General features: G+C 31.0%; 19 protein-coding genes. 8 read left to right on the plus strand and 11 right to left on the minus strand.

Annotated elements, in window-relative coordinates; genetic code table 11:
* The first annotated feature begins 106 nt into the window (after positions 1 to 106).
* Positions 107 to 496 carry a nuclear transport factor 2 family protein gene (locus BLW23_RS00795; RefSeq protein ID WP_093667352.1) on the plus strand — a complete coding sequence of 130 codons (390 nt, stop codon included), beginning with the start codon at positions 107 to 109 and terminating at the stop codon, positions 494 to 496.
* A gap of 301 nt (positions 497 to 797) precedes the next feature.
* Here the strand turns inward: BLW23_RS00795 and uvrA are convergent, their stop codons facing one another.
* From uvrA to BLW23_RS00810, 3 genes are all read right to left on the minus strand, one after another.
* The gene (gene uvrA / locus BLW23_RS00800) at positions 798 to 3,587 is read right to left on the minus strand and encodes an excinuclease ABC subunit UvrA (protein WP_093667353.1); all 2,790 of its coding nucleotides are present in this window, start codon (positions 3,585 to 3,587) and stop codon (positions 798 to 800) included.
* 352 nt (positions 3,588 to 3,939) lie between these two features.
* Positions 3,940 to 4,542 carry an AidA/PixA family protein gene (locus tag BLW23_RS00805; protein ID WP_093667354.1) on the minus strand — a complete coding sequence of 201 codons (603 nt, stop codon included), beginning with the start codon at positions 4,540 to 4,542 and terminating at the stop codon, positions 3,940 to 3,942.
* 302 nt (positions 4,543 to 4,844) lie between these two features.
* Positions 4,845 to 6,575 carry an FAD-binding oxidoreductase gene (locus BLW23_RS00810; protein WP_093667355.1) on the minus strand — a complete coding sequence of 577 codons (1,731 nt, stop codon included), beginning with the start codon at positions 6,573 to 6,575 and terminating at the stop codon, positions 4,845 to 4,847.
* Positions 6,576 to 6,979: 404 nt separating this feature from the next.
* On the opposite strand from BLW23_RS00810, the gene BLW23_RS00815 reads away from it, so the two are divergent.
* Entirely contained in the window at positions 6,980 to 7,564 is a 585-nt protein-coding gene (locus tag BLW23_RS00815) for an RNA polymerase sigma factor (protein ID WP_093667356.1), read from the plus strand.
* Positions 7,565 to 7,824: 260 nt separating this feature from the next.
* Here BLW23_RS00815 and BLW23_RS00820 read toward each other — a convergent pair whose 3' ends face one another.
* Complete coding sequence (locus tag BLW23_RS00820; RefSeq protein ID WP_093667357.1) at positions 7,825 to 8,460, minus strand: endonuclease III domain-containing protein; 636 nt, start codon at positions 8,458 to 8,460, stop codon at positions 7,825 to 7,827.
* Between the two features lie 196 nt (positions 8,461 to 8,656).
* Between BLW23_RS00820 and bcp the strand changes: the two genes are divergently transcribed.
* Positions 8,657 to 9,109 carry a thioredoxin-dependent thiol peroxidase gene (gene bcp, locus BLW23_RS00825; RefSeq protein WP_093667358.1) on the plus strand — a complete coding sequence of 151 codons (453 nt, stop codon included), beginning with the start codon at positions 8,657 to 8,659 and terminating at the stop codon, positions 9,107 to 9,109.
* A gap of 34 nt (positions 9,110 to 9,143) precedes the next feature.
* Here bcp and BLW23_RS00830 read toward each other — a convergent pair whose 3' ends face one another.
* The 5 genes from BLW23_RS00830 to BLW23_RS00850 all read right to left on the minus strand — a co-directional run bounded on the left by BLW23_RS00830 (position 9,144) and on the right by BLW23_RS00850 (position 14,347).
* Positions 9,144 to 10,097: a sterol desaturase family protein gene (locus tag BLW23_RS00830; protein ID WP_093667359.1), complete on the minus strand. Its 954-nt coding sequence runs from the start codon at positions 10,095 to 10,097 to the stop codon at positions 9,144 to 9,146.
* Positions 10,098 to 10,172: 75 nt separating this feature from the next.
* On the minus strand, positions 10,173 to 10,811 hold the full coding sequence (locus BLW23_RS00835; RefSeq protein WP_176829721.1) for an alpha/beta hydrolase: 639 nt from the start codon (positions 10,809 to 10,811) through the stop codon (positions 10,173 to 10,175).
* Positions 10,811 to 11,143, minus strand: coding sequence for a hypothetical protein (locus BLW23_RS00840; RefSeq protein WP_093667361.1), 333 nt, complete (start codon positions 11,141 to 11,143; stop codon positions 10,811 to 10,813). Before BLW23_RS00840 ends, BLW23_RS00835 begins: the two co-directional genes overlap by 1 nt.
* Positions 11,136 to 12,401 carry a dihydroorotase gene (locus tag BLW23_RS00845; protein WP_093667362.1) on the minus strand — a complete coding sequence of 422 codons (1,266 nt, stop codon included), beginning with the start codon at positions 12,399 to 12,401 and terminating at the stop codon, positions 11,136 to 11,138. The genes BLW23_RS00840 and BLW23_RS00845 overlap by 8 nt, the downstream gene beginning before the upstream one ends.
* Positions 12,398 to 14,347, minus strand: coding sequence for a BatA domain-containing protein (locus BLW23_RS00850; RefSeq protein ID WP_093667363.1), 1,950 nt, complete (start codon positions 14,345 to 14,347; stop codon positions 12,398 to 12,400). The genes BLW23_RS00845 and BLW23_RS00850 overlap by 4 nt, the downstream gene beginning before the upstream one ends.
* Positions 14,348 to 14,538: 191 nt before the next feature.
* Between BLW23_RS00850 and BLW23_RS00855 the strand changes: the two genes are divergently transcribed.
* The 5 genes from BLW23_RS00855 (at position 14,539) to rlmF (ending at position 18,498) form a co-directional block, all read left to right on the plus strand.
* Complete coding sequence (locus tag BLW23_RS00855; protein ID WP_093667364.1) at positions 14,539 to 14,760, plus strand: hypothetical protein; 222 nt, start codon at positions 14,539 to 14,541, stop codon at positions 14,758 to 14,760.
* 2 nt (positions 14,761 to 14,762) lie between these two features.
* Entirely contained in the window at positions 14,763 to 16,358 is a 1,596-nt protein-coding gene (bshC, locus tag BLW23_RS00860) for a bacillithiol biosynthesis cysteine-adding enzyme BshC (protein WP_093667365.1), read from the plus strand.
* Positions 16,359 to 16,366: 8 nt separating this feature from the next.
* Positions 16,367 to 17,134, plus strand: a complete 768-nt coding sequence (locus BLW23_RS00865) for a hypothetical protein (protein ID WP_093667366.1) — start codon at positions 16,367 to 16,369, stop codon at positions 17,132 to 17,134.
* An 11-nt stretch (positions 17,135 to 17,145) separates the two neighbouring features.
* Positions 17,146 to 17,559, plus strand: a complete 414-nt coding sequence (locus BLW23_RS00870; RefSeq protein ID WP_143032069.1) for a hypothetical protein — start codon at positions 17,146 to 17,148, stop codon at positions 17,557 to 17,559.
* A 93-nt stretch (positions 17,560 to 17,652) separates the two neighbouring features.
* Positions 17,653 to 18,498 carry a 23S rRNA (adenine(1618)-N(6))-methyltransferase RlmF gene (gene rlmF, locus BLW23_RS00875; protein ID WP_093667368.1) on the plus strand — a complete coding sequence of 282 codons (846 nt, stop codon included), beginning with the start codon at positions 17,653 to 17,655 and terminating at the stop codon, positions 18,496 to 18,498.
* A gap of 56 nt (positions 18,499 to 18,554) precedes the next feature.
* Here the strand turns inward: rlmF and BLW23_RS00880 are convergent, their stop codons facing one another.
* Both BLW23_RS00880 and BLW23_RS00885 read right to left on the minus strand, forming a co-directional pair.
* A complete protein-coding gene (locus BLW23_RS00880) occupies positions 18,555 to 19,151 on the minus strand; it encodes a hypothetical protein (protein WP_093667369.1) in 597 nt (198 codons plus the stop codon).
* A gap of 2 nt (positions 19,152 to 19,153) precedes the next feature.
* Positions 19,154 to 19,522 (minus strand): RNA polymerase sigma factor, encoded by a 369-nt coding sequence (locus BLW23_RS00885; RefSeq protein ID WP_093667370.1) that lies wholly within the window; start codon positions 19,520 to 19,522, stop codon positions 19,154 to 19,156.
* Between the last annotated feature and the right edge of the window lie 2 nt (positions 19,523 to 19,524).

A 19,524-nucleotide genomic window follows, 5' to 3' on the forward strand; every position in this document is an offset into this window, starting at 1 on the left:
GTGATTTGAATAGATTGAGAAAAATTCATACTAAGATTAAAAACTATCAATTTCAAGAATAGAAATACTTAAGTGTTACCTTTAATTTTGATAAAAAAACAAAATCATGCAAAACCAAGAAACTAATTCGGTAAACAATTTATTAAAGGCAATACAAACATACTTTGAAGCGATTCATTTCTGTGATATTGAAAAATTGAATAAAGTATTTCATGAGAGTTCTAGTCTTTTTGATGTTGACAATCAAAATATTTTTGTTGAAGCTATTGAAAGCTTTAGCAAGGATGTTGGAGGAAGAGTATCGCCAGCAAGCAAAGGACAGGAACTTGATGCCGAAATTCTAATGATAGACTGGCTGTCATCAGTATGTACTACCGTAAAAGTTAGAATCCGAGCACATCAAAATGTTTTTGTTGATCACTTAGGTTTTGTCAATGGCGAAAATGGTTGGCAAATTGTTTCTAAAATTTGGCATTTGGAAAGGGTAATAAAATGAATTCGTTTAAACTTTTTGAGTTTAAGCGAAAATTAAAGGTTTTTAGTTCTATTGAAGGCTTTTTTTCCTCTCATAGCAGAGCTACGAGAGGAAAAAAAGGAGAAAATAGGGTTAAAAAGACTAATTTTTTAGCAAATTGAAAAAGTTTAAACGAGTTCAATAAATGAGCCTGCCTAGTTAGAGTAGACTAAAAATTATTCTATTTTTTTATGAAATCCATTCATTGGTAAAAATAAGAGAGCTTCTCTTGTTAAGCGCTCTCTTATCTCTTATTTTAATAAAGCTATACTGTAGTCTATAGTTAACTTAACTTTTCAGCTAAGTACTTTGCCGTGAATGATTTTTTATTTTTGATTAACTCTTCAGGTGTGCCTGAAAAAACTAAATTCCCACCGTTTTTACCACCTTCAGCTCCAAGGTCAATAATATAATCGGCACATTTTATAAGTTCTATATTATGTTCGATTACAATGATGGAATGCCCTTTTTCAATAAGTGCGTTAAAAGAATTTAGTAATTTTTTTATATCGTGAAAATGAAGCCCCGTTGTAGGCTCATCGAAAATAAATAGTGCTTTATCTTTCGTATTCCCTTTAACCAAGAATGAAGCTAACTTAATTCTTTGAGCTTCTCCACCCGATAGAGTAGAAGAAGACTGCCCTAGTTGAACATAGCCTAAGCCTACATCTTGTAAAGGTTTCAATTTTCTTGCGATTCTGGTTTCATTATGAAGTGTGAAAAAGGCTACAGCGTCATCAATGGTTAAGTTCAAAATATCATCGATATTTTTCCCTTCAAAATTAACTTCTAAAACCTCTTTTTTAAAGCGTTTACCATTACATGCCTCACATTCTAAGTGAACATCTGCCATGAATTGCATTTCTATGGTTACTTCACCTTCTCCTTTACAAACTTCACATCGACCTCCTTCAACGTTAAAGGAAAAATGTTTTGGTTGGTAGTTCCTAATTTTTGATAACTTCTGAGAGGATAACAATTTTCGGATATCATCGTAGGCTTTTATATATGTTACTGGATTTGATCTTGATGATCTTCCAATTGGGTTTTGATCTATAAATTCAACATGTTTCAGGAAATCATAGCTTCCATTAACATCAGTATGTTGACCTAACTTATCTCCATAACCTATCAATTTTTTTTGCATTGCAGGATACAAAATCTTCTTCACAAGAGTACTCTTTCCACTTCCAGAGACTCCTGTTATAACGGTTAAATTATTTAAAGGGAAAGAAACATCAATATTTTTTAGGTTATTTTCTCTCGCTCCAATAATATTGATCATATCTTTTGAAGCTCTTCGTTTCTTTGGAAGTTCGATGTTTAATCGTTCAGAGAGATATTGCGACGTTAAAGATTCTGATTTTAAAATATCTTTAAAAGATCCTTCTGCAACAACATTACCTCCATAGGTTCCGGCTTCAGGGCCAATATCAATGATATAGTCAGCTTCTTTCATGATGTCTTCATCGTGTTCAACGACAATAACAGTATTTCCAAGATCTCTAAGGTTTTTAAGAACTTTGATAAGTCGCTCAGTATCTTTCGGGTGTAAACCAATGCTAGGTTCATCCAAAATATACATAGATCCTACCAAACTACTACCCAATGAAGTCGCTAAATTAATACGCTGACTTTCTCCTCCAGACAAGGTATTTGAAGTTCTATTTAACGTTAAATAGCTCAAACCAACATCTCTTAAAAACTGTAGTCTGCTATTTATTTCGGCAAGTAATCTTTTACCGATTTGTTCTTCGTGAGAAGAGAGTTTAACTGAGGCAAAATATTCAGCTAATTCATCCAAAGGAAGTTCTACTAATTCGGAAATCGTTTTTCCGTATACTTTAACATAATTGACCTCCTTTCTAAGTCGCTTGCCATTACATTCAGTACAGGTTGTTTTACCTCGATATCGAGAAAGCATGACCCTGTTCTGTATTTTGTAACTTTTTTCCTCTAATGTTTTAAAGAGATGATTAATTCCCTTGAATTTTTTATTTCCACTCCAAACCAATTCTTGTTGTTCCTTGGAAAGTTCAAACCATGGCTTATGAATAGGTATTCCAAATTCTTCTGCATGAAGAATAAGACTATTTTTATATTTTTTATAACTATCCGTTTTAAAAGGAAAAATTGCATCTTCATATATAGATAAACCAGTATTCGGAATTACAAGTTCTTCATCAATTCCTACAACACTTCCATAACCTTCGCAAGTAGGGCAGGCTCCATAAGGATTATTAAAACTGAAAAAGTGCGTATTGGGTTCAAGGAAAGTAATACCGTCAAGTTCAAACTTATTACTAAATTCTGTGGTATTTTCTAAGGATAAATCGTGAATTTGACAAATACCTTTTCCTTCAAAAAAAGCAGTTTGTATAGCATCTCCTAATCGATTATAAAAGTCCTCTTCATGTTTCACTACAATTCTGTCAACGACTAGGGAAAATTGATCGCCTTTAAAATCCTTTACAGGAAAATCATCAATTCTATATACAGTTTCATTGTACTTGAGACGCGCATACCCCTGCTGTTTTAACACTTGTAAAACGGTTTCCAGCTTTCGGTTTTCATTAATTGCAATAGGAGCCAGTAAAAGCAATTTGGTTTTTTCATCAAACTCTTTTACAAAACGAATAACATCGGTTACTGTATGTTTTTTAACTTCTTCACCAGAAACAGGAGAGTAAGTCTTTCCAATTCGAGCATAGAGTAATTTAATATAATCGTAAATTTCAGTAGATGTTCCTACTGTAGATCGTGGGTTGGTAGAATTCACCTTTTGTTCAATAGCAATTGCAGGAGCAATTCCCTTAATATAATCTACCTTAGGTTTGTGAAGTTTTCCTAAGAACTGTCGGGCATACGATGACAAACTTTCTACATAGCGTCGTTGTCCTTCTGCATACAACGTGTCAAAAGCTAGTGAGGATTTTCCTGAACCCGAAAGGCCAGTAATAACCACCAATTTGTTTCTTGGAATAACAACATCAATGTTTTTTAGATTATGGAGTTTTGCTCCTTTTATAATGATGTTTTCCTTAGGGCTAACCTTTGAAATATCTATTTTCATTTGTTTGTTTTTGCTACCTTAAATTATCAGTTGTGGATACTTGTTTTAAAATATAACCTTCTGAATGAGAGAGATAGTTAAATTAAAAATGTATGATCCATACGCTCTAAAAAATGAGGCATAAAAATACGGCTTTTTGAATTAGTGAAGAAGCTAAGTTTCGGATAAAAATTGCAAAATCAACTAACTTAATAAGATGTAATTACTATAGTTAGCTGATTTATTGGTTTTAAAATTCTCTGCACTTGGGTGCAGAGTCGTTTAGTTAAACTGAAAGTTGATTAAAAAATAAAACAATAAGGTCATTTAGAATATTCTAAATGACCTCAAATTTTAGTTACAAAATGATTTACTAAACCGTTTGAAGATTTTCATAGTAAACTAAATCTTTCTGTATTACAAAGCGAGGATCAGCTTTTACGAACTTCAAAGCTTTAGGTTGTGAAGGTTTTGACAGGTCTAAAAGGATTAGTTTAATGTGATAACTTATAGTTTCATTAAACTTGGGTTCGGCCTTTACATTAGTCTCAGGTATACTTATTTCAGAGCTACTGCCTTTTAGAAAGTTTCCAGAAGGTTGGTTAGGACTATTAAAACCATTCGTTAATTGAGCGAAATAAGCTTCAACATTTCTTGAGTCTGGACTTGTTAGGGCATTATCCCAATTCGATCCAGTTTCAAAACCATACATGACAACACCATATTGGTTGTCGTTTAATAGGTTACTTGGGTTTACAACCCATTGTATATTATCGTGAGGTTTAACTTCTAGTGAAAAGTTTGTATCATTACCAGTAACAACTTTACCATCGGTGTTTCTTGTTGCAACAAAATAAATATGGTCATTGAAATACTGACCTCCTCCAACTGGATTTTCCCAAGTACCAGAACCGCTTAAGTCATGTAAAAATTGAGTGTTAACAATTGTATTAATTGTCCAAATAGCTTTACTCATTATAATTGAATTTTTAATCCCTACTCATAAGGCTTTTCGGGATACGCCTCGTTTTTAATGTAGTTTCTGAACTCTACTATTTGGTTAGATTATGAAAACATGGATAGCGCAATATGTTTTCATTATGGTAATTTTAGATTACCAAATCAAAATTTTGATAGTTTAAAGTTCATCTTTTTTTACCTTAAAAAATATATCAAGCTATGTCATCTTAAGGTTTAGAAAAGAGTATGTTAAGTTCTAAAGGGAAAGGTTTTTGTAATAAAATAAAAATCCCCTTCGCTAGAAGGGGAGGAGTAAGTTTAAATAATAGTTTTTCTGGATCTAAAATGATTAAATGGATCTTCTGAATAGTTTTCTTTTATCTTGATTAGTTTATCATAGCTATCAGCAAAATAAGTTTTAGTAGGAATAGAGCTATCTTTAAAACTTATAAAAGCACCAGAGGTATTTGGAATATCAAAATCTCTGCACACTTCAATCCAATCTAAGGCTCTGTTGGTATAGTCATACAAAGTATTGTTTTGGAAATTCTTTATTTTTTCTTCTATATAATTTTTTATAACTGGGTCCATATCTCCATCTAAAGCTTCCCACCAACATTGATATTGAATAGTATACTGTTTATCATTATATGGGAAAGCGCTATCAGTTTTAGGATGGTTTTTATAGAAATCACCTGTAATTGCTCCAAGAGTGATATAAGTTGTAATGGTGTTTTTTCTGTTGTGTTCGTTTAATAAAGTGGAACATAAACTTTCAATTAACTTTTGATGACCATTATTGCCTAAACCGATTTTATCGACAAGTCTAGAGGTAATTTTATGGGGTGCAGGAAGATCTAGATCTGGTTGTAAAGGAGTTCCCATTAATAAATCAGAAGGTAACAAGGCTGTTTTGATCTCGTTAAAAGACTCTCTATCCCATGAGCTCATTAAATTTTCACCATAGTTACTTTTATGTTCGAAGTCAGCACCTGTCGCTGGTTCAATAGTTAACATTTCATCTGTAACAGCAAGTACACCTTTAAAATTAGATTTAACATATTCTCTTAGACTTCCTTCATTTCCTTCCCAATAGCCATTAAATTGACAATTCAGATTAATTGTTTTATAAGGAACAGGTGTGTTTTCATCCCAAGACCTTGCACTCATTTTTAAGTTGGTTCCAATAAGTTGAGGTGAGTTAATTGGTAGTATAATCTCCTCCCATTTTTTTAGCACTTCAAGAGCAGGAATATCTCCCTCAATTTCATCAGGATTGATGTCGCTATATGGATTCCAAACAATATTAAAGCGGTGTAGTACTTTGGGTAATTCGAATGTTTTAATTCGAAACTCAGTTACTATCCCGTAACTCATTCCACCTCCACCTCGCAGTGCCCAAAGCAAATCTGGAACCTCACCGTTTTTTTCATTGAGTTCTACAAATTCTCCATTGCCTAATAAAATGGTAGCTCCAACTAAACGTTCGCAGCACATTCCGTATTTACGAGTCCATGGTCCCCAGCCACCACCCATGGTGAATCCAGCAATACCAACAGTAGCACAAGTACCATGTGCGATCATAACATCTTGATCGGCTAGCCTCGATGTTAAGTCTTTAAAACGAATACCTGGACGAATATGAGCGATTTTTTCTCCATCAATGTTTTCAATAAATATTTTTTCATTGTTGTGTTCAGGGTAGTTCATTTTTGAAACATCAATAAGAATTACATTCGTTCCAGTACACTCTCCTTCATGATCGTGTCCTCCAGCTCTTACTTTAAATGGAAGGTTATTGTTTTTTGCAGCCTTGAAGGTGTTTTGAACATCTTCTGGACTTTCACAATAAACAATTATAAAGGGATTGAATTGGAGTCTTCTATTGAAAATACGGCTATTTTTAAAATGCTCATAAACATTATCCAAGCTTCCCCAATTTGTGGATACCGTTACAGTTGCTGGTAAAGTTTTTTGAATCTCTTTTAAAAAATTGTTAATGTTTTCTTTTAGTAATTTGTTTACTTCTTTTTGAATATTGGTGTTCATAGATATTGTAATTTAAGGCTTAAAGATTAAAAATACCTTTTGTTTAAATACTCTTTAGAAAGAGTTCTTTAAGTGATTAAAAATTGAATTTGAGTGAATAGAGAAGAGGCATGAGTGTAAATAAATATATATAACCTTTTTATTCATTCGATCCTGTTTTATTAGAAGTTGAAGCACTCGATTAGATAAAATATTTGAGTTTATTTCTTCTTAGAGTCTTTGTAAATAATTCTTTTATTCTTAAATAAAACTAAAATTAAATTTGCATTTCAGTGTAAAAAAAGCAATATTTGTAACAGTTTATAAATCAATATTTAACGCCTATAGCATACAATTACTTTTAAAAAGAGAGTTTTTACCCCTAATCAAAGATGGTTTTTAGCCGTCTTTATAAAAGTAATTATATGGACAAAAATGTAGTAAAAGATAGTTCTTTAGTAAAAGACTATATAAATGGAAATGAAAATGCCATTGCGATATTGATTAAAAGACATAAGCAAAAACTGTATAGCTTCATTTACAGTAAAATTCAGAATAGAGATTCTACCGAAGATATTTTTCAAGATACATTTATTAAAGTAATACGAACCCTTAAACGTGGTCATTATAACGAAGAAGGAAAATTTTTGCCTTGGGTAATGCGAATTGCTCATAATTTGGTAATAGACCATTTTAGAAAGAGTAATAGAATGCCAATGTTCAGCGGTACGGAGGATTTCGATATTTTTTCCGTAATAAGTGATGGTGAGCTGAATGCAGAGTCTAAAATTATTAAAGATCAGATTTTAAATGATGTAAAGAAGTTAATCGAAGAATTACCAGAAGAGCAGCGAGAAGTTCTTATTATGCGTATGTATAACGATTTAAGTTTTAATGAAATATCTGAAAATACAGGTGTAAGTATTAATACTGCCTTAGGAAGAATGCGTTATGCATTAATTAATTTAAGAAAGATTGTAGAAAAAAATAATGTAATTTTAGTAAACTAAACAATAAATGTAAAAAATAAGCGTTAAGTGTTTGATAACAAATTAATAAATAAGTAATACATGACGCAACTTTACTCTAGAGAAAAGTCTAATGACTCAAAAAATAACCCCAAAAAAGAAACAATTCAATTTTTACTTGATTTCTCAAAAAGCCTAAAAGTAATAGAATCAAAGTCAAACTATCTCATTGAATTGAATTTGAATTAAGAGTGGAAAAAGCTTCAACGAATGTTGGAGCTTTTTTTATGAGTATTATTTTTTTATTTCATCAAAGATTTCCTTCCAACTGTGGTGGTAATAATATCCTTTTCAATTTTCCATCCTCTAGCGGGCGAATATTCTCTTCCGTAATAAATTATTTGAAGGTGTAGTTTATTCCAAAGTTCTTTCGGAAACAATCTTTTGGCATCTTTTTCAGTTTGATTAACACTTTTACCATTTGATAAATTCCAACGATACATTAAGCGATGGATATGTGTATCAACAGGAAAAGCAGGAATGTTAAAAGCTTGTGCCATAACTACACTTGCGGTTTTATGACCAACCGCAGGTAACTCTTCTAAGGCATCAAAATCAACAGGAACATTTCCGTTATGTTTTTCAATTAAAATTTTTGATAAGCCATGAATTCCTTTTGATTTCATAGGAGATAAGCCAACAGGTCTGATAATGTCTCTTATCTCATCAACAGTAAGTTTTACCATATCATAAGGGTTATCTGCTTTATCAAAAAGTAAAGGAGTAATAGTATTCACTCTTGCATCCGTACTTTGAGCTGAAAGCAATACAGCAATAAGAAGTGTATATGGATCTTTATGGTCTAACGGAATTGGAGTTTCAGGATATAATTTTTCAAGAGTGTCGATTACAAATTGAACTTTTTCAGCTTTTGTCATATAGATAAAATTTACTCATACTTTATACTAGGCGCTTCATATTGGATGATAATCACAAATTTTAAAGTGATATACTTTCATGATAATCCAAACGAAATAGCCTAAACAAATGTACAAACTTAAAGTACTAAGTTTTATCGTTTCTTAACTTATTTGTAAATTTGAGTTTTAAAAAACTCACAAATATCATAGAATTATGACGACATTACAAATTGGTGATAAGGCTCCAAATTTTGAAGCAAAAGACGAGAAAGGAAACGTAAGAAAGTTATCTGATTATACAGGTAAAAAATTAGTATTGTTTTTTTATCCGAAAGCAAGTACACCTGGATGTACGGCTGAAGCATGTAACTTAAGAGATAATTATCAGAGTTTTTTAGCGAAAGGATACGAAATACTTGGAGTAAGTGCCGATAGCGCTAAACGTCAGCAAAATTGGATTAATAAGCATGAATTGCCTTTTTCTTTATTGGCAGATGAGGAGAAAGAAGTAATCAATGCTTTTGGTATTTGGGGGCCTAAAAAGTTTATGGGTAAAGAGTATGACGGAATTCATAGAACTACTTTTGTTATTGATGAAAATGGAGTGATTGAAGATGTTATAGCAAAAGTAAAAACAAAAGAACATACCAACCAGATATTAAAATAACGAAAAAGGAGCGATTTTGAAATCGCTCCTTTTTTTATGCTTTTTGTAATTCTTGTTTTATTTTGTGTTCAGAGTTTCTAGTTAAATTATCTCTTAACTCCTTTTGTAGTTCTTTACTTGTTTTACTACTTCCATCATGACTCCAACCTGGAGGCATAAAAACATATTTCAATCTAGTTGTTACTGGCAAACCTTTTCTACGAACAAAAAAGTCCTTAAAAATTTCTTTCCATTCATGAAAAATGACGTTAATAGGACCTCTATCTTCTAGATCTGTTGTTAAACCATATTTCAACTTTTCATATTCTGTTTCATCTTCCTCTGCTTGAAAAGTACCAAATATTCTATCCCAGATAATCAACACCATTCCCATATTTTTATCTAAATATTTAGTGTTAGAAGCATGGTGAACTCTATGGTGAGAAGGAGTTACAAAAAAGTAGCCCCATAAACCTAATTTACTTTTAATGAAATTGGTATGACATAGTGTACCATAGTTTTGATTCATGGCATAAGCAAACATAATATGCAAAGGAGCTATACCTGCAAATGCTAATGGTAAGAAAAACATATATCTAAACAACGGTTGTAACACAGGAGATCTGAACCCTGTAGAAATATTATAATATTTCGAGTTGTGATGAGTTACATGTACCGCCCAAAAGAATCGAGAATGATGATCTACATAATGATGTATGTAGTATAAGAAGTCTTGACCTATAAAAGCTACTAACCAATATACAACTTGATTATCCCATGTAATAAACCTGTATTTAAAGCATAAGCCCATTACTAAGAACGAGAATGCTTTCATAAGAAGGTCGAGGCTAAAGTTGACTAAAGCAAAATAAACATTGGTAGAAGTATCTTTAAAATCATAATTTTTGGCTTTAGCTTTATAACTAAAGTACATTTCTATGAATATAATCGATAAAAAGAACGGCGCGCTCCAGAAATAAAGCGTGTCTTGATTTAATATATCAAACATAATTTTCACTTAAATTTAAACAAAAGTATAGTATTTCTACTCAGAAAAACTGATATAAATCATCTTCTAAAAATATTATAACCTTTGTTTGATCCAGGCCTTAAAGCTATAAAAATTTTGCGGAGCAACACCATGACCTACAGGATATTCTGAATATTCGTGTATTAAATTATTTTCTGAAAGAAAAACTGGAGCCTTTCTAGCCCAATCAACAGGAAGAACTTGGTCAACAGTACCGTGTGAAATATAGTAATCCGTTTTTATTTCTGGATGTATTTCGTTAGGTAATAATTCGTCATTAATATACCCGCTCAAAGCAACTACATGTTCAACTTTATTCGGATAATTTAAACTCAAAGCATAACTTAAAATGGCACCTTGACTAAAACCTAATAAAAATGTTTTGTCAGAAGCAGTTGTATACTTTGTCTTTATTTCATCAATAAAGTTGGCAATTTTATCTACTGACTCTTTGGCTTGAGGTATATCCGAAAACTTTTCATTTTTTGAATCGAAATTAATAGCGTACCAAGCGTACCCGCCATATCCCATTTCATTTGGAGCCTGAGCACTTACAATAAGTAATTCATCAGGAAGTTCTTCTGCGAAAGAAAACAAATCCTGTTCATTACTTCCATAACCATGCAGTAAAATTAATAAAGGTGGGTTTTCAACTGCAGTTTTTGGTTGTCTTACGATATACTGTAAACTCATTATTGAATTCCTTTAAACCATTCTTGAAATTGCTCACCTAAAAATGGAATAAGCTTTTCCTGTTCATTAATTGCTCCTATAAAACTTATTAACCAAAAAGCAAATATGAGAATACCTATAATTGTTCCAGCCCATCCACCTATGTATTGACTTACAATCCATCCATTAACAAAGGATAAAATATGTAATCCTATCATTTGTCTTATGTAGAAACTAGTGAATTCATTTTTAGAATTATTGTTTAATACAATGGCAATTATAGTACCTATAATCGTAAAATGACCGATAATAGCATTTGTTTTTCCGTCTTGAGCGGCTGATAAGTTACGCATGATTGTCTAAAATTAATTGGTTATTATTAAATGATCCATATACTTTTCCTTTTAATGTTTTATCGAAGAAAACACTATTTTTCGAAGTTGATAAAACATGTTTTTCTGTAAAGGCGTATTCCTCTTTTGTTGAGAATAAGGATAAATTAGCTTTGCTATTTTCTTGTATACTATTGATCTCAATTCCAAAACGCTGTTTTGGAGTAGTTGATAAACATCTTTGAATAGTCTCTAAGTCTAAAATAGTATTCAAGGCACCAAAGGCACTTTCAAAACCAATGGTTCCATCTTTTGCAGTTGAAAACTCAACTTTTTTATATTCTATATCAATCGGGTTATGATCGGTAGTAATAATATCTATAGTACCATTTTTTACACCTTCAATTAAAGCGATCGTATCTTCTTTGGTACGTAAAGGAGGATTTACTTTTTTATGTGCATCAAAGCCATGAAGCTCATCATCCGTTAAAAACAGATTATGGACACTTACACTACAGGTAATATCTAAGCCTTTTTCTTTAGCTTCTTTAATTAGTTCAACTGATTTTGCAGTAGATATAGTCGGAATGTGTAATTTTCCTCCAGTATATTCTAGTAAAAAAATGTCTCTTGAAATTTGAATTTCTTCAGCAAGAGAAGGAATTCCTTTTAAACCGAGGGTAGTACTATTTACACCTTCATTCGCAACGCCTTCGCCTGCAATAGCTTTGTTCTTTGGGAAACTCATAATAAGACCATCAAAGTTTTGAGCGTACAATAAGGCTATTTTTAATAGATTATCATTTGTGATAGGTTTTTTATAATCTCCAAATGCTATGGCTCCAGATTGTTGCATATCGAACAATTCAGCCATTTCAATCCCTTTACTTTGTTGCGTCAGAGCTCCAATGGGGAATAAATCCGTAGTAAAACCATTGGCTTTATTTATTAAAAACTCAATAGTTGCTTTGTTTTCCGCAATAGGTTGGGTATTTGGATTAACAGCAACAGCGGTAAAGCCACTGCGAGCAGCAACACTTAATCCATGTTGTATAGTTTCTCGTTCTTCATATCCAGGTTCTCCTAATGATACACTGGTATCGAACCAACCGGTAGAAACATGTAAATCATTTAATTCTACCGTTTTATATTCGTCTTTGGTAGGAATGTTATCATCAATTTTTGAAATGGTTCCGTCAATAATTAAAATATCTTTAGTTTGATTATGAAACGGACTAGAAGTGTCTATAATAGTAGCCGATTTAAGCAGCGTTGTCATGATTTGAAGAATTTTAAGATCAAAATTTCAAAAAGCAAAGATACAATGGAAAGAGCTAAAAACCATTTCCAAAGCCATTGAACTTCATTTTTTTTCTTAATACTATTTAGTGTGCTTTTTACAGAACTTGAAATACTAAGGTTTTGTTTTTGGTTAACAATGTTTTGAGTGCTAGGGAACGCAAGTAAACTTTCCTGTTGATGATAGTTAAAAGCAATGCGTTTTAAAGTATCCTTTTGCTTTAATATATAATTGAATCCAGATTGAATTGGCTGTTCATTCGTTGTAATTCTTATTTTATTTTGAAAAACCTGTTGTAGTGGTATGAAAGAATGATTGCTATTGGCAATTGTTAACACAGCATCTTTGCCGAAAGAGTCGCTAATATCGATAGTGTTTTCCTTTTCTACAGTATAATACAATTCCGTTATTTTCAAACTTTGTTTACCAATATTATAAAAAACAGGTACAATTAAAGGAGAGTTACTGAAGTTACTATATTTCTTATTTATTGGACTAGAAACCCAAAAAACAGAGGCTGTTTGAGATTTAATCTGAGAAATAAATCCTTTCTTATTCTCAAATGAAAGTATATTACTAGTATTCGATAAAGTAGTATTATAGGAAACAGAGGTATATGGATATTGGAAATTACGTACATTTTTCTCAAAAACATTTGCGAAAATAGGATGTTTAAAATTAATGTTGGTAATTTTTAAACTATCGGTGTCTTTTTCAAAAAGACTCGTCTTTATTCCAAGTTTTTTGAATAAACTTTTGTAAGATGATGTATTGCTATTTGCATTTGGAATAAGAACTAAGTAACCACCTTTTTGAGCATACTCTTTTAAAGTTTCTTGCATAGAAACAGGAATTTCTTCCAATTCATTTAAAACAACTAGTTGCTGTTTTGCAATAGCATTATAGTTGGTTTTTTGCAATGACGTTTGAGAAAAATTAAACTCATCAGGAGTATAAATCTTTGGTAAGTAAGAACTAACTGCGCCTATTGATAGAACATTTATTTTTTCATTTGTAGTTAAAGTGAAATAAAAAGTATTATCAAAAGAATAGGTGTCACTATAATTTAAAACCAGTTTTCCTAAAAGAATTGGAGTTTTTTGAAGAGAAAAAGTGATAGTTTTATTTGAGTTTTCCTCGATATCAAATGTTTGTTTATTAACTAAAGATTCATCGTTATAAATGGCAATAGGAATATTCTTTTTTTCTGTTCCTTGGTTTTTTACAATGATTTTGACTTCCATTGTATTGGCCTTCGTATTTTCTATATATACACTATCCAGGGAAATATTCTCTTTTAACTGCGGTGTTAGCTGAACCAAGGCTGTAGTATAATCGATATTGTTAAAATCTTCTTCTGGAATATTCTGAAAATCAGAAATAAGAACCCTCTTAAACGAAGGAATATCATTGTTTTGTTGGGTAGCCATTTTTAACAAAACATCCTTAATACTTTTTTGAGATGCAGAGTTTTTAACTCCAAATAGAATATCTTTTAATTCATCGGAAGTTTTTTTAGGATAAAAGTTTGTATTTGTTTGCAATGAATATATACTATTTTCAGACAGGTTTTCAACTAAGTCTTGAACAGCTATTTGCAATAGGTCACCTCTTTTTCCTTTGGTCTTAGTGCTTAATGAATTATCTAGGTATATGGAATAATGTAGTTTCTCACTGGCTTCTCTATTACTAAAATAAGGTTGAGCAAAAGCGAGGATAAGAAATGTAAGTAGTAATAATCTAGTCGTTAAAATCAACCATTTTTTAATACGAGAGCTTTTACGCGTTTGTAAAGACAACTTTTGTAAAAATGCCACATTGGTAAAAGGAACCTTTACAAAACGTTGCAATTGAAATAAATGTACTATAATTGGAATTAATAGTAGTGCTAAAAAGTATAAGATTTCAGGTTGTTTAAATTGCATATTTTATAATTAAGAAATATTAATTATCGATACTGTTTTTTTTCTAAAGATACTTTGAGTTAACAATAATATCGAAGATTGCTTAGCGAGTAAAAATAATCAAAAACATGATTAATTAACAAACAAGTTAAAAATATGTTAGAAGGCTATATGATTTTCGGCAAAAAGTGAAATTTTACTATTTTTGATTCATGACTTCAAACGAAAATGACTGTAAAAAACCAAAAGACTTTGACCTTAAAAATCATTGGGATAAAGCTTGTACTAAAAAAATAACCGTAAACCATGGATGGTGTGAGGCGAGTACTAAAGAAGCTTCCATTTTAAATGTCGGTGTAGGCTCATCTGTTATTACAAATCCTAACGGTAGCGAACAACCATATATTTACACATTGTTTCAAAGAAAAAGCTAATAATGAAAACATACCAAATTCCTTTTAAAAGTACTGGTTTCTTCTCGAAAACAATGCTTCATTACCTTGAACAGAACTCAAAAATAAAATCGTTTTATAATAATTTTCCTTCTTTAGATGGATTTAAAAATCAAATAGTTGAAAAAAGAAACTCGTATAACTCAGAGACTAGAGCGAATTTGTTTTCAGTACTTACTGAGCAATACGAAAAGGTGAATATTTCAGAAGAAACACAAACGAATTTATCAAAATTAAAAGAGCCCAATACTTTTACTGTAACTACGGGGCATCAATTAAATTTGTTTACAGGCCCTCTTTATTTTTTGTATAAGATAATATCAGCTATTAATTTATGTGAAGAGTTAGCGATTCAATTTCCTGAAGAGAATTTTGTGCCTGTTTATTGGATGGCAACCGAAGATCATGACTTTGATGAAATTAATTATTTTAATTTTAAACAGGAAAAAATTCGCTGGAACTCTAATCAACAAGGCGGTGTTGGAAGGTTTAAAACGGAAGGATTAGAGGAAGTTTTTTCGGTGCTATCAAATCATTTTGGAACCTCTAAAAATGCGGTATATTTAAAAAATCTCTTTAAACAAGGATATTTTGAACATTCTACACTTGCGGAAGCAACAAGATATATAGCAAATGAATTATTCGGAAAATACGGATTGGTTATTGTTGAGGCAGATAATGCTCGTTTAAAAAGAGAATTGATTCCTTTTATAAAAGAAGAATTGTTTGATCAAACTTCATATAAAACAGTTTTAAACGCGTCGGAAGAACTTGCACAAAATTATAAGGTACAGGTCAATCCAAGAGAAATAAATTTGTTTTATTTAATTGATGGATTGCGCGAGAGAATAGTATTAGAGGATACCATATATAAAGTAAACAATACTGATGTTTCATTTTCGAGAGAAGAAATTGAGGAAGAATTAGAAAAACATCCCGAAAGATTTTCTCCGAACGTCATTATGCGTCCTTTATATCAAGAAGTTATTTTACCGAACCTCTGCTACATCGGAGGAGGAGGAGAGTTGGCTTATTGGATGCAGTTGAAAGAGTTTTTTAATAAAGTTTCGGTTCCTTACCCTATTTTATTATTAAGAAATTCTGTTCAAGTACTTACTGAAAAACAGGAACGTAAATTAGCAAGTTTAAATGTTAGTATTAAAGAATTGTTTTTAAAGCAAAAAGATTTGTTAAAGTTAAAAGTTAACGAAAATGCTGAAGAAACAGTTAATTTTAATGAACAAAGAAAATTTTTAGAAGAACAATTCGTTATGCTTAGAGGAGTTGCTAAAAAAACGGATATGTCGTTTATAGGAGCAGTAAACGCTCAAGAAAAGAAGCAATTAAAAGGACTCGCTAATTTAGAAAAGAGATTGTTAAGAGCTGAAAAGCGTAAGCAACAAGATTTGGTTCACCGAATTACAACGTTACAGGAGGAAGTTTTACCAAACCAATCATTAGAAGAACGTCAACGAAACTTTTCTGAATATTTTATAGAGTATGGAGATTCGTTTCTCGATGCTTTAAAAGAAAATCTAAAACCTTTAGATTTAGAATTTACAATGTTAGTAATGAAATAAGGAATTGTATGGAATTGAAGATTACAGTTGTAATTTTCTTCATGTTATTTAAAACTGCATATGGACAAATAAAAACCATTCATGTGTTTGTTGCATTATGTGATAATCAGTTCCAAGGTATTGTTCCAGTTCCTAAAAAGTTAGGAAATGGAAAAGATCCAAAAAACAATTTGTATTGGGGCGCAGCCTATGGTGTGAAATCATTTTTTAAATATAAAACAACTGATTGGCAATTCGTAAAAAAGATAAATTCATCTAAATCCATAGTATTGGAAAAGTTGCTTTTTAAACATGTATCTAAGAATGTTTATTTGTTAGCAGAGGCTTATAATGGTAAATATATAAAAACATGCATCGAGGATTTTTTAAAAGCGTCCAATAGTCAAAGTAACGAAATCTTACTTTATAACAATGAAAAACTCGGTTTTGGAGGAGATGCAGATTTATTGGCGTATATAGGTCATAATGGTTTAATGGAATTTAATATGAATATTTCCTATAGGGAAATTGGTAAAAAAAAGAATAAAGAAGCTATTATTTTGGCATGTTTTAGTAAAGATTATTTTTCGTCAGAAATAAAAAGAGCGGGTGCAATTCCATTGTTATGGACTACTCATTTAATGGCTCCTGAAGCTTATACTTTAAAATCAGCTATTGATGGCTGGATTCTAAATGAAACAGGCGAACAGATAAAGGAAAGAGCTGCTCGAGTTTACAACAAATACCAAAAATGCGGTATTCGTGGAGCAAGGAATTTATTTTCAACTGATTTTTAAATGAATGGGGCTTGAAATTTTGGTTAAATATATTATTGAAGGTACTTCTTTTCGTGTTCATATTGTTTACGATTTATGGGCATGTTTGGCTACTTTTTTTAAGTATGGTTTCGGATGATTCTAATTTATTAAGAGATAGTAATCCTTATCTTTCTTTATTTGCTAGTTTGTTATTTTTAGTTCTTTCTACGTTATATCTAAAAGAATTGTTTTTAGGGTATTATTATAAATCAAGGGAGAAGAGTATAAAATCAACTGTTTTAATAGTTGTATTGATGATTCCATATTTTATTGGACATGCCGATTTTATCACTATTACAATGAATAACATAAGTCTTGAACCGACTATTATTTTAATATTTACGATTATGGCCCCCATAGCTTTGTTAATCCATAGAGTTTTAGCTTTGAAAGAAAATAAATGATAAAAATATATTTTAAAGAGTTCTGATAAATAATGGAATCTTTTTAGTTGCTTTGCATTCTCAATTCAATCAATCAGTTTTAGATTAAGTTAAATGAAATCACTACACCCAAATAATATTCATAACAATGGATACGATTTTAAAATATTATTAAAAGAAAATCCAATTTTAGAGTCATTTGTCGTGGAAAAGTTTGGGAAATTAACAATTGATTTTTCAGATCCAAATGCAGTAAAGACATTAAATAGGTCATTATTAAAAACTCATTATGATATTGGTTACTGGGATTTTCCTGATGAAAATTTGTGCCCACCAATTCCTGGAAGAGTTGACTATATTCATCATTTAGCAGATTTGATAGAAGGAAGTTCTACTGTAAAAGTATTAGATATTGGTACTGGAGCAAGTTGTATTTATCCGCTTTTAGGTAGTGCTATTTATGATTGGAGTTTTGTTGCTTCTGATGTAAATAAGAATTCCTTAGAGGTAGCAAAAATGAATATTGATAAGAACCAATTAGAGGAAAAAATAGAGCTTCGATATCAAAATAATTCGGCTAATATTTTAGAGGGAATTATAAAAGTAGAGGATAAATTTACTTTAACGATGTGTAACCCTCCATTTTATGCTTCAGAAAGTGAAGCAAGAGGAGCCAATAAAAGAAAAAGCAGAAATTTAGGAAGTACTGTGGTTCGAAATTTTTCAGGAACCGATAATGAGTTGTGGTATAAAGGAGGGGAAAAAGCTTTTTTGCATAATTATTTATATCAGAGCTCGCAATACCCTAACGCGAGTTTATGGTTTACTAGCTTGGTTTCTAAAAAAGAGAATGTTAAAAGTTTAGAAGATTCTGGGAAAAAAATAGGGGTAACAAAGTTTAAAAAAATTCAAATGAATCAAGGAAACAAGGTTACCCGAATTGTTTGTTGGAAGTTTTAATTATAGGACTATAGTAAAAGGTTTAATTACTAGATGCTGGTATAGAGATCATTCATTTAATCACTTTCTATATCACTTTTAATACTTGCAATTTCTCTTAGTTTTTTCATTTCTTTTTGAACGCCCTTACGAATAATAAAAAATAGGAGTATTCCAATTACTACATAAGAGGTATTCATGAGTAGTACTTGCCACTTCTTTAAATACAAGCTAAACTCTGGGGTAATCATAAAAAAACCGATGGTGTATAATGTAACAATTGTAGGCGCGATAATTTCATGAATAAATTTTCTATATGAATGAAATTTGGTTGTATTTGTTGCAGTTTTCAAAAGATCATCGAGTTTGTTTATTTTCTTTGCCTTACCAATACTTATTACTTCTATTAAAATTCTAACAATAAGCCCTAAAATCATTAATCCAGCTCCTATTCTACTTAATAGTTGTTTTACGGGAGCGATATGGTAAAAGAATAAGGATATGGCAATGCAAGTTGTGATAAGAATAGTTATGGTGCCATAATAGAAAAAGAAATTTTCTTTCTGTTTCTTTTTAATTTTTTTATAAATTAAACTTATAGAATCCGTATCCGATTTTATGTGTTTTTTATCGTTGACCCAATTTTCTTGGAGTTGTTTAAAATCCATACTCATCACTAAATATTTTTAATTATTTTTTCAAGACGTTTCTTTACTCTATGTATTTTAACACGGACATTAATAGCTGAAATACCCAAAATTTCTGCAATGGAGTCATTGTCTTCATTCTCCAAAACCATCATAATTAATAAACGATCTACTTTTTTTAATCGACCTATTGCTTTGTACAAGTCTGATATCGGGTTTTTAAGAGAACCTTCATTAGAAGTTTCTTCAATTACTTCTTTAAATTCATGGGTACTTATTGTTCCTTTTTTATTTTCTTTTTTTACAAATTGTAAACAAGTATTTACGGTAATTCGATAAATCCAGGTTTTATAAGAAGACAACCCTTTAAATTTATGAAGATTATTCCATACACTAATAA

Source organism: Tenacibaculum sp. MAR_2009_124, assembly GCF_900105455.1.
GTDB lineage: Bacteria > Bacteroidota > Bacteroidia > Flavobacteriales > Flavobacteriaceae > Polaribacter.

What these genes read in the sequence shown, in the direction of transcription:
- BLW23_RS00795 (WP_093667352.1), top strand. Translation starts at nt 107, where the DNA reads ATGCAAAACCAAGAAACTAATTCGGTAAACAATTTATTAAAGGCAATA.
- uvrA (WP_093667353.1), bottom strand. Translation starts at nt 3,587, where the DNA reads ATGAAAATAGATATTTCAAAGGTTAGCCCTAAGGAAAACATCATTATA.
- BLW23_RS00805 (WP_093667354.1), bottom strand. Translation starts at nt 4,542, where the DNA reads ATGAGTAAAGCTATTTGGACAATTAATACAATTGTTAACACTCAATTT.
- BLW23_RS00810 (WP_093667355.1), bottom strand. Translation starts at nt 6,575, where the DNA reads ATGAACACCAATATTCAAAAAGAAGTAAACAAATTACTAAAAGAAAAC.
- BLW23_RS00815 (WP_093667356.1), top strand. Translation starts at nt 6,980, where the DNA reads ATGGACAAAAATGTAGTAAAAGATAGTTCTTTAGTAAAAGACTATATA.
- BLW23_RS00820 (WP_093667357.1), bottom strand. Translation starts at nt 8,460, where the DNA reads ATGACAAAAGCTGAAAAAGTTCAATTTGTAATCGACACTCTTGAAAAA.
- bcp (WP_093667358.1), top strand. Translation starts at nt 8,657, where the DNA reads ATGACGACATTACAAATTGGTGATAAGGCTCCAAATTTTGAAGCAAAA.
- BLW23_RS00830 (WP_093667359.1), bottom strand. Translation starts at nt 10,097, where the DNA reads ATGTTTGATATATTAAATCAAGACACGCTTTATTTCTGGAGCGCGCCG.
- BLW23_RS00835 (WP_176829721.1), bottom strand. Translation starts at nt 10,811, where the DNA reads ATGAGTTTACAGTATATCGTAAGACAACCAAAAACTGCAGTTGAAAAC.
- BLW23_RS00840 (WP_093667361.1), bottom strand. Translation starts at nt 11,143, where the DNA reads ATGCGTAACTTATCAGCCGCTCAAGACGGAAAAACAAATGCTATTATC.
- BLW23_RS00845 (WP_093667362.1), bottom strand. Translation starts at nt 12,401, where the DNA reads ATGACAACGCTGCTTAAATCGGCTACTATTATAGACACTTCTAGTCCG.
- BLW23_RS00850 (WP_093667363.1), bottom strand. Translation starts at nt 14,347, where the DNA reads ATGCAATTTAAACAACCTGAAATCTTATACTTTTTAGCACTACTATTA.
- BLW23_RS00855 (WP_093667364.1), top strand. Translation starts at nt 14,539, where the DNA reads ATGACTTCAAACGAAAATGACTGTAAAAAACCAAAAGACTTTGACCTT.
- bshC (WP_093667365.1), top strand. Translation starts at nt 14,763, where the DNA reads ATGAAAACATACCAAATTCCTTTTAAAAGTACTGGTTTCTTCTCGAAA.
- BLW23_RS00865 (WP_093667366.1), top strand. Translation starts at nt 16,367, where the DNA reads ATGGAATTGAAGATTACAGTTGTAATTTTCTTCATGTTATTTAAAACT.
- rlmF (WP_093667368.1), top strand. Translation starts at nt 17,653, where the DNA reads ATGAAATCACTACACCCAAATAATATTCATAACAATGGATACGATTTT.
- BLW23_RS00880 (WP_093667369.1), bottom strand. Translation starts at nt 19,151, where the DNA reads ATGAGTATGGATTTTAAACAACTCCAAGAAAATTGGGTCAACGATAAA.